Raw genomic sequence first — 14,105 nt, 5'->3', positions numbered from 1 at the left:
TGTCAGGGAATAAAGTCGCAAACAGGAGTATAGGCGCTGGCGGGCGAGGCGGGATTTTAAGGCAGTGACAGCCCGCACAGGACGCTATATTTTAGATGAAATTCGATAATTTAATGAGGATACCCATGGGCGAGCCAGCAATAACGTTGTGGTCTGATGCAGACTTTTTCTCTCCTTACGTCATGTCGGTGTACGTCACGCTACACGAAAAGGCGCTGCCTTTTACGCTGAAGACCGTCGACCTCAACGATGGCGAACATCTGCGCCCGGAGTGGAAGGGATACCATCTCAGCCGCCGCGTGCCGCTGCTGGAGGTTGACGGCTTTGAGCTGACGGAGTCCTCGGCGATTAGCGAATACCTTGAGGAGCGTTTTGCGCCGCCGGAGTGGGAGCGCGTCTATCCTCACGATCTCCAGAAGCGCGCCAGAGCACGGCAGATTCAGGCATGGCTGCGCAGCGATCTGATGCCGATCCGCGAGGAGCGCTCGACGGATGTGATTTTCGCCGGTGTGAAAAAGCCCCCGCTGAGCGAGGCGGGCCAGCGGAGCGCAGAAAAATTGTTCACTATTGCCGGCGCGCTGCTGGCCCATGCCAACCCCAATCTGTTTGGCGAATGGTGCATTGCCGATGCCGATCTGGCGCTGATGCTGAACCGACTGGTGCTTAACGGCGACGAGGTGCCCGAACGCCTCGCAGACTACGCCGCCTTCCAGTGGCAACGCTCCTCGGTGCAGCGCTATATCGCCCTTTCGGCCGCGCGCTGAAGCTGTTTAGCACTGGCAAATCCGTTATCATGAAGCACATTTTTCAACGATAAGGGTGTAAGCGATGAAGCTGATGTTTGCCTCTGATATTCACGGGTCGCTGCCGGCGACGGAGCGTGTGCTGGCGCGGTTTGCCGAGAGCGGCGCACAGTGGCTGGTGATCCTGGGCGACCTGCTTAACCACGGGCCGCGCAACGCGCTGCCGGAGGGGTACGCGCCCGCGCAGGTAGCCGAGCGGCTGAACACGCAGGCGTCGCGGATCATCGCCGTGCGCGGCAACTGTGACAGCGAAGTGGATCAGATGCTGCTTACGTTTCCCATCACTGCCCCCTGGCAGCAGGTATTATTCGGTCATTACCGGCTGTTTTTGACCCACGGTCACCTCTATAATGCAGAAAATTTACCCCCGCTCAACCCTGGCGATGTATTGATCTCCGGTCATACTCATATTCCGGTGGCGGAAAAGCGCGGCGATATTATCCACTTTAATCCCGGTTCGGTAAGCATCCCGAAAGGGGGCTTCGCCGCCAGCTACGGTATGTTTGACGACGGTATTTTTCGCGTAATCGCACTGAACGATCAACGGATTATTGCAGAAGTCGCCATTAATCCGTAAGTTAGCTCTCAACCAGAAACGCGCCACCAGAGCGCTATGCAGAGAAGGTTTTTCCGATGGTGGAACAGAGTCATTTTACAGGCACGGAATGGGTAGATATCGTCAATGAGGACAACGAGGTGATTGCGCAGGCTAGCCGCGAACAGATGCGCGCGCAGTGTCTGCGTCATCGGGCCACCTTCATTGTCGTGCATGACGGCATGGGGAAAATTTTGGTGCAGCGCCGTACCGAGACAAAAGACTACCTGCCTGGCCTGCTGGACGCGACGGCGGGTGGCGTGGTGCAGGCGGACGAGGGGATGCTGGAGTCCGCACGGCGTGAAGCGGAAGAGGAGCTGGGCATTGCTGGCGTGCCGTTTGCCGAGCATGGCCAGTTCTACTACGAAGACGATCACTGTCGCGTCTGGGGTGGGCTTTTCAGCTGCGTCTCCCACGGGCCTTTTGCCCTGCAGGAGGATGAGGTCAGCGAAGCCATCTGGATGACGCCGGAAGAGATCACCGCCCGCTGCGATGAGTTTACCCCGGACTCCCTTAAGGCGCTCGCGCTGTGGATGAGCCGCAATGCCAACAACGATACGCTTAAGCTGGCTGAAACCGAGTAGGCCTGCCTAAAAGCATCAAGCCGGCCAGGGTGCGCCATAGCCGGCTTTTTTATCGCCTCGATTTACTCCGGCACGTCGCCGCTGCCCTGCTGCGAAGGCCACTTCCAGTTGCGTACCTCAGGCAGATCTTCCCCGTGTTCGCGCACGTAGCGGTGGTGCTCAGCGATCTTCTCCTGCAAATCGTCAAGGATCGCATCGGCCTTGCCCGCCAGCTTCTCTACCCGCAAAATCGCCTCCTGCGCCAGATGGAAACGATCCAGCTCGTTCATCACCGTCATGTCAAACGGTGTGGTGGTAGTGCCTTCCTCCATAAAACCACGCACGTGGAAGTTACGATGGTTATTACGATGGTAGGTCAGGCGATGAATCAGGCTTGGGTAACCATGAAAGGCGAAGATCACCGGCTTATCCGCGGTAAAGATAGCCTCAAACGCCTCGTCGCTCAGCCCGTGCGGATGCTGATCCTCGGTCTGGAGCGCCATCAGGTCGACTACGTTTACCACCCGCACGCTAAGATCCGGCAAATAACCCCGGAGCAGATCCACTGCCGCCAGCGCCTCCATGGTAGGGACATCCCCGGCGCAGGCCATCACTACGTCCGGCGCTTTGCCCGGTATTTCGTTGCCTGCCCAGGGCCAGATGCCCATTCCGACTTCACAGTGCTTCGCCGCCTCTTCCTGGGTGAGCCACTGCGGCTCTGGCTGCTTGCCCGCGACGATGACGTTGATCCTATCCCAGGTCTTCAGGCAGTGATCGGCTACCCACAGCAGGGTGTTGGCATCCGGCGGCAGGTAGATGCGCACGATATCGGCTTTCTTGTTGGCGACGTGATCGATAAAGCCAGGATCCTGATGGCTGTAGCCGTTGTGATCCTGTCGCCAGACGTGGGAGGAGAGCAGATAGTTCAGGGAGGCGACGGGTTCGCGCCACGGCAGCTTGCGCGTCACCTTCAGCCATTTAGCGTGCTGGTTGAACATCGAGTCGATAATGTGAATAAAGGCCTCGTAGCAGTTAAACAGGCCGTGGCGTCCGGTGAGCAGGTAGCCCTCCAGCCAGCCCTGACACTGATGCTCGCTGAGGATCTCCATCACCCGGCCATCGGGAGCAAGCTGCTCATCGTAAGGCTCAATCTCCCCTTCCCAGGTACGGTTAGTCACGTCGAAGACATCCCCCAGCCGGTTGGAGGCGGTCTCATCCGGGCCAAAGAGGCGGAAGTTGTCCGGGTTACGGGTGAAGATGCCGCGCAGATAGCGCCCCAGCACCTCCGTGGACTGCGCCTGGGTTTCGCCAGGAGAGGCAATATCAAGCGCGAATTCCTGTAGCTCGGGCGTCACCAGCTCGCGGCGCAGCCGTCCGCCGTTGGCCCAGGGAGTCGCTCCCATCCGCTTGTCTCCCGCTGGTGCCAACGCCTTTAGCTCAGGCCTAAGCCGCCCCTGCTCGTCGAAGAGATCCTCTGGCTGATAGCTGCGCATCCAGCGCTCAAGGATCTGTCGATGCTCGTCGTTTTCCCGGCAGGAAGAGACCGGCACCTGATGGGCGCGCCAGAAGCCTTCAACCTTTTTGCCGTCGACGGTCTGCGGGCCGGTCCACCCCTTCGGGCTGCGCAGAATAATCATCGGCCAGCGCGGGATGGACTCCGCAGTCTCACCCTGACGGGCGCGCTGCTGGAACGCGCGGATCTTATCCAGGGCGTTATCCAGCGCCTCGGCCATCTGCGGATGCATTTTCTCCGGCTCGTGGCCGCTGACAAAGAGCGGATCGTAGCCGTAGCCGCGAAACAGCTGGGTAAGATCCTCATCGCTGGTGCGGGCCAGCAGCGTCGGGTTCGCGATCTTGTAGCCGTTGAGGTGCAGGATCGGGAGCACGGCTCCGTCGCGGGCGGCGTTGAGAAACTTGATCCCGTGCCAGCTGGCCGCGAGCGGACCGGTCTCGGCTTCGCCGTCGCCGATCACGCAGGCGGCAATCAGGTCGGGAGCATCAAACACGGCCCCGAACGCGTGGGAGAGAGAGTAGCCCAGCTCGCCCCCTTCGTTGATCGAGCCGGGTGTTTCCGGCGCGGCGTGGCTGGGAATACCACCGGGAAACGAAAACTGCTTGAACAGCTTCTGCATCCCCGGCGCGTCTTCGCTGATATCGGGGTAGATCTCGCTATAGCTACCCTCAAGCCAGGTATTCGCGACCATGCCAGGACCACCGTGGCCAGGGCCGCAGACGTAGAGCATATCCAAATCGCGCTGGCGAATGGCGCGGTTAAGGTGCGCATAGATAAAGTTCAGCCCTGGTGTGGTGCCCCAGTGGCCCAGCAGGCGGGGTTTGATATGTTCCCGCTTAAGCGGCTCGCGCAGCAGCGGGTTATCCATCAGATAGATCTGGCCGACGGAGAGGTAGTTTGCGGCGCGCCAGTAGCGATCCAGTAACGTGAAGTCGTCGTCGTTAACGTGCCCGGTTGCAGATTGCGTCATGCTTTCTCCCGTTATCAGGTTAAATCGTACCTGTTAACCCTAATAGAAGAAGCGGAGGAGGGCGAATTTGGCCCACAAAAAAAGGGCCATGGCAGCGCCATGACCCTTTAACGCGTGGTATTCGCTTACTGCTGCTGAGAAGACTGGATCGCCGTCAGCGCGATGGTGTAGACGATATCGTCAACCAGTGCGCCACGGGACAGGTCGTTCACAGGCTTACGCATACCCTGCAGCATCGGCCCGATGGAGATCAGGTCGGCAGAGCGCTGAACCGCTTTGTAGGTGGTGTTACCGGTGTTCAGATCCGGGAAGATGAACACGGTAGCGCGACCGGCAACCGGGGAGTTCGGCGCTTTGGATTTCGCTACGTCAGCCATTACCGCAGCATCGTACTGCAGCGGACCGTCGATCATCAGGTCAGGACGTTTCTCCTGCGCCAGACGAGTCGCTTCACGCACTTTCTCTACGTCGCTACCCGCGCCGGAGTTACCGGTGGAGTAGGAGAGCATCGCCACGCGCGGCTCGATACCAAAGGCAATCGCAGAGTCCGCGGACTGAATAGCGATCTCAGCCAGCTGTTCAGCGGTCGGATCCGGGTTAATCGCGCAGTCGCCGTAAACATATACCTGCTCCGGCAGGAGCATGAAGAATACGGAGGAGACCAGCGAGCTGCCCGGTGCCGTTTTGATCAGCTGCAGCGGCGGACGGATGGTGTTCGCGGTGGTGTGAACCGCACCGGAAACCAGGCCGTCAACTTCGTCCTGCTCCAGCATCAGGGTGCCGAGCACTACGTTGTCTTCCAGCTGTTCGCGGGCAACGGCTTCGGTCATGCCTTTGCTCTTACGCAGCTCAACCAGACGGGCTACGTAGCTTTCACGCACCACGTCCGGGTCAACGATTTCAATGCCTGCGCCCAGCTCAACGCCCTGAGCCGCCGCAACGCGGGTGATCTCTTCCGGGTTACCCAGCAGCACGCAGGTCGCGATGCCGCGCTCGGCACAGATGGCCGCCGCTTTAACGGTACGCGGCTCGTCGCCTTCCGGCAGCACAACGCGTTTACCGGCCTGGCGCGCCAGCTCGGTGAGCTGATAGCGGAACGCAGGCGGAGAGAGACGGCGGCTACGCTCGGAGGTCGCGGTCAGGGATTCGATCCAGTCAGCGTTCACGTAGCCAGCCACGTACTCCTGCACTTTCTCGATACGCTGATGGTCGTCAGCCGGCACTTCCAGGTTGAAGCTTTGCAGGCTCAGGGAGGTCTGCCAGGTATTGGTGTTAACCATGAATACCGGCAGGCCAGTGGCGAAGGCACGCTCGCACAGCTTGGCAACGCGGGCGTCCATCTCATAGGCACCGGTCAGCAGGATTGCACCGATCTCAACGCCGTTCATCGCGGCCAGGCAGGCGGCAACCAGCACGTCAGGACGGTCAGCGGAGGTCACCAGCAGAGAGCCTGGGCGGAAGTGTTCCAGCATGTGCGGAATGCTACGCGCACAGAAGGTCACGGACTTCACGCGGCGGGTGTTGATGTCGCCTTCGTTAACGATGGTGGCATTCAGGTGTTTTGCCATGTCGATTGCGCGGGTGGCAATCAGATCGAAGCTCCACGGAATGGCACCCAGCACTGGCAGCGAGCTGGACGCGCTCAGCTGCGCCGGATCGATGCTGATCACTTTCGCTTTGGAGGAGTCATCGAAGATCTCAGAGAGATCCGGGCGGGTACGGCCCTGATCGTCAACCGGCGCGTTCAGCTTGTTAACGATTACGCCGGTGATATTGGTGTTCTTCACGCCGCCGAAGCTGTTGCGGGTCAGTTCGATACGCTCTTTCAGCTGCTCCTGGGTATCGGTACCCTGAGACATGACGAAGACGATCTCGGCATTCAGCGTTTTAGCGATTTCAAAGTTCAGCGACTGGGCAAACTGGTGTTTGCGCGTCGGCACCAGACCTTCAACCAGCACCACTTCCGCGTCTTTTGCGCTTTCGTGGTAGCGGGCGATGATCTCTTCCATCAGCACGTCTTTCTGGTTGCTGGAGAGCAGAGACTCAACGTGGCTCATCTTCAGCGGTTCAGCGGCAGGCAGATTGGAGTTCGCACGCACGATAGTGGTGGTCTGGTCTGGCGCATCGCCCCCGGCACGTGGCTGGGCAATAGGTTTAAAGACGCTCAGACGAACGCCTTTGCGTTCCATAGCACGGATCACGCCAAGGCTGACGCTGGTCAGGCCGACGCTGGTTCCGGTAGGGATCAGCATAATAATACGGGACACGGTATATCCTCTTTTTCGTTACCGCCAGAAAACTGGCGCGATACAAAACAGCACCGCCAGCGTGGGCTGGCGGTGTGGAATCAGGCAGTCAGACGGCAGGCGTCCTGGGCAATCACCAACTCTTCGTTGGTCGGGATGACCATCGCGAGGGTGGTACCCTCTTTGTTGATGTAGCCGGATTTGCCGAAGCGGGCTGCCAGGTTACGCTCGTGGTCAACCTCGAAGCCCAGCACGCCCAGTTTGCCCAGGGAGAGCTCGCGCACCATCGCCGCGTTTTCACCGATACCGCCGGTGAAGACCACTGCGTCCAGACGACCTTCCATCAGCGCGGTGTAGGAGCCGATGTACTTCGCCAGGCGGTGGCAGTAAACGTCCATGGCACGTTTAGCATCTTCTTTGCTGGTGTAGTTGTCTTCAACGTAGCGGCAGTCGCTGGTGACTTCGGTCAGGCCCAGCAGGCCGGACTCTTTGGTCAGCATCTTGTTGATATCTTCTACGCTCATACCCAGGGTATCGTGCAGGTGGAAGATGATCGCCGGGTCGATATCACCAGAGCGCGTACCCATCACCAGACCTTCCAGCGGGGTCAGACCCATAGAGGTATCAACGCATTTGCCGTTACGGATAGCTGAAACGGAACCGCCGTTGCCCAGGTGGCAGGTGATGATGTTCACCTCTTCTACCGGCTTGTTCAGCATTTTTGCTGCTTCTTGCGTAACGTAGAAGTGGCTGGTGCCGTGTGCGCCATAGCGACGAACGCCGTGCTCTTTATACAGTTTGTATGGCAGAGCGTAGAGGTAGGACTCTTCCGGCATGGTCTGATGGAACGCGGTATCAAATACGGCCACGTTCTTGTCTTTCAGCTGCGGGAAGGATTTCAGTGCTTCAGCGATACCGATCAGGTGAGCCGGGTTATGCAGCGGTGCAAAAGAGGCTGAGTCTTTGATGCCCTGGATAACGGAGTCATCGATCACCACGGAGCTGGTGTATTTTTCGCCACCGTGCACGATGCGGTGACCAATTGCGGTCAGCTGTGCAGACAGTTCTGGTTTTTGTGCCAGAATAGTGTTAACGATAAAGTTCAGTGCTTCACTGTGAGCGGCACCTGCACCTAAAGCAGCTTCTTGTTTACCACCGTCCATTTTCCATTTGATACGCGCTTCAGGAAGATGGAAGCATTCGGCTAAACCAGAGAGGTACTCTTCACCGTTCAGTGCATCGATGATTGCAAATTTCAGTGAGGAGCTACCGCAGTTCAGAACCAGTACTAACTTACTCGACATGGAAGTACCTATTTTTGATACGTGGCTAAAAAAACGTCAGTGAGTCTTTCAGCGTAGCGCATGTTGACGCTGACATTTATGATTAACATCATGCCAGAACGATTTTTTTGGCGCGATGAAAGAGAATACGGTTGAGTTTATGCCATTTTGGCCCCATAAGAGGAATTGGCATACTGGGCGTTACATTGACGACATTGCGTTCATCGTCTAAGGCCCACTCAGGCGGGCACAGAATACCCGATACTGGGTAGCGATGACAAAATATTTTGAACGTTGTCATGAGCAGTTGTTGTTTTGCACAAATTTTTTAATTTTTATATGTGAAGTTGAGGTAACGCCATGAACACACCTGAGAATCGCCCCGTGAGCTTTTTCAGTTTGTTTCGCCTGGGACAGCATTATGCGAAGACCTGGCCTATGGAAAAAAGCCTCGCTCCTGTCTTTATCGATAACCGTGTCATTCGCGCCACCCGCTACGCGATCCGCATTATGCCCCCGGTTGCCGTCTTCACCCTCTGCTGGCAGATCGCCCTTGGCGGCCAGCTGGGTCCTGCGGTAGCCACCGCGCTCTTTGCGCTGAGTTTGCCGCTGCAGGGGCTGTGGTGGTTGGGCAAGCGCTCCGTTACGCCGCTGCCGCCGGGCATTTTACACTGGTTCTATGAAGTACGCGGTAAATTACAGGATGCTGGCCAGACGATGGCCCCTGTTACCGGCAAGCCGGACTACCAGGCCCTGGCTGATACGCTTAAGCGCGCATTTGGTCAGCTCGACAAAACTTTCCTCGATGATTTGTAATTCACCCCCCATTGCGCATATAAAAGAAGGCACATAATTTATGTGCCTCTTTTTTTGCCGACGTGATACGGGAGTGTAAGATGGAAATGACCAATGCCCAACGGCTGATTTTATCGAATCAGTACAAAATGATGACGATGCTCGATCCCACCAACGCCGAGCGCTACCGCCGCCTGCAAACCATCGTCGAGCGCGGCTTTGGCCTGCAAATGCGCGAATTGGACCGCGAGTTTGGCGAACTGCCGGAGGAGACCTGCCGCACCGTTATCGACATCATGGAGATGTATCACGCGCTGCATGTATCCTGGACTAACCTGAAAGATACTCAATCTATTGACGAGCGCCGGGTGACCTTCCTGGGCTTTGATGCCGCCACCGAGGCGCGCTACCTCAGCTATGTGCGCTTTATGGTTAACACCGAAGGGCGTTACACCCACTTTGACGCCGGCACCCACGGCTTTAATGCCCAGACGCCGATGTGGGAAAAATATCAGCGTATGCTGGGAGCGTGGCACGCCTGCCCGCGCCAGTACCATTTGAGCGCTAACGAAATTAACCAGATTGTTAACGCCTGATAGCCGCAGGCAAATACCCAAAAATAGTGAACAACAGCCCATGCTATTGATTTAGCCCCGCCTGAGCGGGGCTTTTTTATGGCAAACTGGCTCTATCCCCGCAATGAACAAGGATACGTTGTGAACGGTGAACTGATTTGGGTGTTGTGTTTACTGGCCATTGCCGTCGTACTCTTCGCCACCGGCAAGGTTCGCATGGATGCCGTGGCGCTACTGGTGATTGTGGCCTTTAGCCTGAGCGGCACCCTGACCCTCAGCGAGGCCTTCTCTGGCTTTAGCGATCCCAACGTTATTCTTATTGCCGCCCTGTTTATTATCGGCGATGGCCTGGTGCGTACCGGGGTCGCTACCAGCATGGGGGCCTGGCTGGTGAACGTGGCGGGCAGCAGCGAAATCAAAATGCTGGTTCTGCTGATGCTTACCGTCGCCGGGCTGGGGGCCTTTATGAGCTCCACCGGGGTGGTCGCCATCTTTATTCCGGTGGTGCTCAGCGTCTCAATGCGGATGCAGATCGCCCCGTCGCGCCTGATGATGCCCCTCAGCTTTGCCGGACTGATTAGCGGTATGATGACGCTGGTGGCTACGCCGCCTAACCTGGTGGTGAATAGCGAGCTGCTGCGCGAGGGGCTGCCAGGCTTTGGCTTTTTTAGCGTAACTCCGCTGGGGATCGTTATTCTGCTGCTGGGCATCGTCTATATGCTGGTGATGCGTTTTGCCCTGAAGAGTGACGGGCAGGCGGGGCAGCATGACGGCTGGAAACGGCGCACCTTTCGCGATCTGATTAAAGAGTATCGTCTGACCGGACGCGCCCGGCGACTGGCTATCCGTCCCGGCTCCCCGATGGTCGGTCAGCGCCTCGACGATCTTAAGCTGCGCGAGCGCTACGGGGCAAATGTGATCGGCGTAGAGCGCTGGCGGCGCTTTCGCCGGGTGATCGTTAACGTCAACGGCGTGTCGGAGTTTCGCGCCGGAGACGTACTGCTGATTGATATGTCCGCCGCCGACATCGACCTGCGCGATTTTTGCAGCGAACAGCTGCTGGAGCCAATGATCCTGCGCGGTGAATACTTCTCCGATCAGGCGCTGGACGTCGGCATGGCGGAGGTGTCGCTGATCCCTGACTCAGAGCTGGTTGGCAAAACCGTACGCGAAATAGGTTTTCGCACCCGCTACGGTCTGAACATGGTCGGCATTAAGCGTGACGGGAGCGCGATTAGCGGGCCGGTGGTGGACGAGCCCTTGCAGCTGGGCGACATTTTTCTGGTGGTCGGCAACTGGAAGCTGATCGGCCAGATGGCGCAGAAGGGGCGCGACTTTGTGGTGCTGAATATGCCCATCGAGGCCGGGGACGCCTCGCCCGCCCACAGCCAGGCGCCTCACGCCATCTTCTGCCTGCTGCTAATGGTTGCCCTGATGCTGACCGATGAGATCCCTAATCCCGTTGCGGCGATTATCGCCTGCCTGCTGATGGGTAAGTTTCGCTGCATTGATGCCGCCAGCGCCTATAAAGCGATCCACTGGCCGAGCATTATTCTTATCGTCGGCATGATGCCGTTTGCTCTGGCACTGCAAAAAACCGGCGGCGTCGACCTGGTGGTGAGGGGGCTGATGGAGTTTGGCGGCGGCTATGGGCCGTATATGATGCTGCTCTGTCTGTTTATCATGTGCGCCACCATTGGGCTGTTTATCTCGAATACCGCCACGGCGGTACTGATGGCACCTATTGCATTAGCAACGGCCAAGTCGATGGGCGTCTCGCCGTATCCTTTTGCCATGATGGTGGCCATGGCCGCCTCGGCCGCCTTTATGACCCCGGTCTCTTCTCCGGTTAATACCCTTGTGCTGGGACCCGGAAACTATACCTTCAGCGATTTCGTCAAGATTGGCGTACCGTTCACGCTGATTGTGATGGTGGTGTGCGTGGTGCTGATCCCGATGCTGTTCCCGTTTTAACTCTCCCCGGCGGCGTTGCGCTTACCGGGGCTACAGCAACACTACAACGGCGAATCCTGGCTTATCTCATCTAATGAGAGATGAAAACTGGGCACAAACACGGCCATAAAGTAGTCCATCTCCGGGCTACGGCGGGCGGCAAGGGTCTTCTCCAGCCGTGACTTAGCCAGCGAAAACTCGTTGTTACCGGCGGATAGCTCCTCCAGGCACTTCAGGTAGGCGCAGAGGGCGTCGGCCTGCTTCACCAGCGACGTCTCCTCCTCGCTGTAGCGATGCTCGTCAATCAGCCCGGCAAAAATATCCCGCAGCTCTTCCGGCACCATATCCACCAGCTTCTGCTGGGCGATCTTCTCGATAGCCTTATACTCCTGGGCGATCTGTGAGTTGAAGTACTTTACCGGGGTCGGCAGATCGCCGGTCAGCACTTCCGAGGCGTCGTGATACATCGCCAGCAGGGCGATGCGTTCCGGGTTAGCCTGGCCGCCAAACTTGCGGTTTTTGATCGCCGCCAGGGCGTGGGCAACCATGGCCACCTGCAGGCTATGTTCGGAGACGTTTTCGGTACGCACGTTGCGCATCAGCGGCCAGCGGTTAATCAGTTTCAGGCGGGAGAGGTGGGCGAAAAAGTGGCTTTGACTCGTACTCATGATGGACCCTGTCAGTAACGGCGCTAAGGATCCATTGTGCGCAGAGAGCAGGGGAAGATGCAAATCTTCCCCTTGATACGCTTACTGATGGTAGCCCGAGAGGAAGCGGCTAAAGCGGTTGATAGACATCTCCAGATCGTCCAGGCGCGGCAGGGTCACAATGCGGACGTGATCCGGCCACGGCCAGTTAAAGGCCGTTCCCTGCACCAGCAGCACCTTCTCCTGCAGCAGGAAATCCAGCACCATCTTCTGGTCGTCATGAATGTTAAAACGCTTGATGTCGATTTTCGGGAACATATAGAGCGCGCCCTTCGGCTTAGTGCAGGTCACGCCGGGGATCTCGTTGATCAGCTCCCAGGCGCGGTTACGCTGCTCGTAGAGGCGCCCGCCGGGCACAATAAATTCACTAATGCTCTGATAGCCACCAAGCGCGGTCTGGATAGCATGCTGAGCCGGAACGTTGGCGCAAAGACGCATCGACGCCAGCATCTCCAGGCCTTCGATATAGCCTTTGGCATGCTTTTTGGGCCCGTTAAGCACCATCCATCCCTGACGGAAACCCGCCACGCGATAGGTTTTAGAGAGGCCGTTAAAGGTAATTGTCAGCAGATCCGGGGCCAGCGCGGCGATGGAGTGGTGCTCCGCCTCGTCGTAGAGGATTTTATCGTAGATCTCATCGGCGAAGATAATCAGGTTATGCTGGCGGGCAATTTCCACGATCTCCAGCAGCAGCGCTTTCGAGTAGACTGCGCCGGTAGGGTTGTTCGGGTTAATGATGACGATCCCCCGGGTGCGCGGGGTGATTTTCGCACGGATATCATCAAGATCCGGGAACCAGTCAGACGACTCATCGCAAAGATAGTGTACCGCTTTACCCCCGGAGAGCGACACGGCCGCCGTCCACAGCGGGTAGTCCGGAGCCGGAACCAGCATCTCATCGCCGCTGTTCAGTAGCGCCTGCATCGACTGCACGATCAGCTCAGAGACGCCGTTACCAATGTAGATATCTTCTACGGTCACGTCGCGCATATCGCGCGCCTGATAGTGTTGCATGATCGCTTTGCGGGCGCTGTAGAGCCCTTTGGAGTCGCAATAGCCCTGCGCCGTAGGCAGATGACGGATAACGTCTACCAGGATCTCATCGGGGGCGTCGAAGCCAAAGGGGGCCGGGTTACCGATATTAAGCTTCAGTACTTTGTTACCTTCTTCTTCTAGGCGTTTCGCCTCTTTCAGAACCGGGCCACGGATGTCATAACAGACATTGTCTAATTTGCTGGATTTTTCGATGGGGGACATGAATCGTTGACCTTTTAGCTGTTGGTGCGACTTCCTGCCGTGGAAGTCAGCACGGAACAATGTACTCCCCCGAATGGCAGTTTAGAAGGGTGCACAGAAGAAGATTTTGCCTCTGGCGCTAGAGAGATACCGGTTTTTTACGCTGAGGTTACAAGCATGGAGCTGATAATAATTTCGACAAAAATATTAATTTTGGATTAATGTGTGGGTAGATCGCAAAACTGCCGCTGTTATCACTGTATTGTAGGGCGAAGGCAGGGCGTTTTTTAGCTAATATACGGAACGGGGGAAGAGAGGATAGGGCCGGACATCAGGCAAAGCAGGCAGGGTGTAAAGGTAATGTTAAGGACTATTAAGACGCGTTTCTATTATCAATAGATAATTATTTAATACGATAGCTTGCGATTACTGACAATTGTTAATATTAATAGCACTCACCTCTCCTGTATAACATCAGAAGGCTTAAGGTCATTCGTAAAGGGTCTTATAACCGATGCGGGTATGAGGTAAGATGATCGGCAGAGACTGTGGCTAAAAGCGATAATCGCGTCCGCATAATTCTCTGGTTGAATATACAATTAATTGATATTAAAAATTTTTTTCCGTCAATCTCTCTGAGATGGATTGGTAAATGATTTGCGATTGCATTCAAAGATGCAGTAATAGCATGTGGCCTGGTAAAATAATTTACAGTTATACACTGTAATTATATATAGCGGATCGCAAGCGTACGCGAATTATTAACTACGATCGGTTTGGTCTCTGCCACACAGATCCCTTCTCAATGAGGATTGCTTAAATCTTTGAACACAGCAAAAGCCGGGGCGCTCGTCAGGAGTACCCTG

General features: G+C 56.8%; 11 protein-coding genes. 6 read left to right on the top strand and 5 right to left on the bottom strand.

Annotated elements, in window-relative coordinates; genetic code table 11:
* Positions 1-125 precede the first annotated feature (125 nt).
* The 3 genes from yfcF to yfcD all read left to right on the top strand — a co-directional run bounded on the left by yfcF (position 126) and on the right by yfcD (position 1,982).
* Positions 126-764, top strand: a complete 639-nt coding sequence (gene yfcF, locus NR795_RS10480) for a glutathione transferase (RefSeq protein WP_222888405.1) — start codon at positions 126-128, stop codon at positions 762-764.
* A 64-nt stretch (positions 765-828) separates the two neighbouring features.
* Positions 829-1,380 carry a phosphodiesterase gene (gene yfcE / locus NR795_RS10475; RefSeq protein WP_144816946.1) on the top strand — a complete coding sequence of 184 codons (552 nt, stop codon included), beginning with the start codon at positions 829-831 and terminating at the stop codon, positions 1,378-1,380.
* A 56-nt stretch (positions 1,381-1,436) separates the two neighbouring features.
* Positions 1,437-1,982 carry an NUDIX hydrolase YfcD gene (gene yfcD / locus NR795_RS10470; RefSeq protein ID WP_042389552.1) on the top strand — a complete coding sequence of 182 codons (546 nt, stop codon included), beginning with the start codon at positions 1,437-1,439 and terminating at the stop codon, positions 1,980-1,982.
* 62 nt (positions 1,983-2,044) lie between these two features.
* Here yfcD and NR795_RS10465 read toward each other — a convergent pair whose 3' ends face one another.
* From NR795_RS10465 to ackA, 3 genes are all read right to left on the bottom strand, one after another.
* Complete coding sequence (locus NR795_RS10465) at positions 2,045-4,444, bottom strand: phosphoketolase (RefSeq protein ID WP_257758171.1); 2,400 nt, start codon at positions 4,442-4,444, stop codon at positions 2,045-2,047.
* Between the two features lie 125 nt (positions 4,445-4,569).
* Entirely contained in the window at positions 4,570-6,711 is a 2,142-nt protein-coding gene (gene pta, locus NR795_RS10460) for a phosphate acetyltransferase (RefSeq protein ID WP_144816951.1), read from the bottom strand.
* A gap of 80 nt (positions 6,712-6,791) precedes the next feature.
* Positions 6,792-7,994 carry an acetate kinase gene (gene ackA / locus NR795_RS10455; protein WP_042389557.1) on the bottom strand — a complete coding sequence of 401 codons (1,203 nt, stop codon included), beginning with the start codon at positions 7,992-7,994 and terminating at the stop codon, positions 6,792-6,794.
* A 339-nt stretch (positions 7,995-8,333) separates the two neighbouring features.
* Between ackA and yfbV the strand changes: the two genes are divergently transcribed.
* From yfbV to NR795_RS10440, 3 genes are all read left to right on the top strand, one after another.
* Entirely contained in the window at positions 8,334-8,789 is a 456-nt protein-coding gene (yfbV, locus tag NR795_RS10450; RefSeq protein WP_144816953.1) for a terminus macrodomain insulation protein YfbV, read from the top strand.
* A gap of 80 nt (positions 8,790-8,869) precedes the next feature.
* Complete coding sequence (locus NR795_RS10445; RefSeq protein ID WP_144816956.1) at positions 8,870-9,364, top strand: YfbU family protein; 495 nt, start codon at positions 8,870-8,872, stop codon at positions 9,362-9,364.
* A 120-nt stretch (positions 9,365-9,484) separates the two neighbouring features.
* On the top strand, positions 9,485-11,317 hold the full coding sequence (locus tag NR795_RS10440) for an SLC13 family permease (protein ID WP_257758294.1): 1,833 nt from the start codon (positions 9,485-9,487) through the stop codon (positions 11,315-11,317).
* A gap of 41 nt (positions 11,318-11,358) precedes the next feature.
* On the opposite strand, the gene yfbR is transcribed toward NR795_RS10440, so the two are convergent.
* Both yfbR and alaA read right to left on the bottom strand, forming a co-directional pair.
* On the bottom strand, positions 11,359-11,964 hold the full coding sequence (gene yfbR, locus NR795_RS10435) for a 5'-deoxynucleotidase (RefSeq protein WP_144816958.1): 606 nt from the start codon (positions 11,962-11,964) through the stop codon (positions 11,359-11,361).
* Positions 11,965-12,045: 81 nt separating this feature from the next.
* Positions 12,046-13,260, bottom strand: a complete 1,215-nt coding sequence (alaA, locus tag NR795_RS10430) for an alanine transaminase AlaA (RefSeq protein WP_257758170.1) — start codon at positions 13,258-13,260, stop codon at positions 12,046-12,048.
* Positions 13,261-14,105: the final 845 nt, after the last annotated feature.

Origin of the sequence: Pseudescherichia sp. L3 (assembly GCF_024656065.1) — a bacterium.
Taxonomy (GTDB): domain Bacteria; phylum Pseudomonadota; class Gammaproteobacteria; order Enterobacterales; family Enterobacteriaceae; genus Pseudescherichia.
Note: the sequence above shows the minus strand (reverse complement) of the source record. Positions and strands in the feature narration are given on the sequence as shown.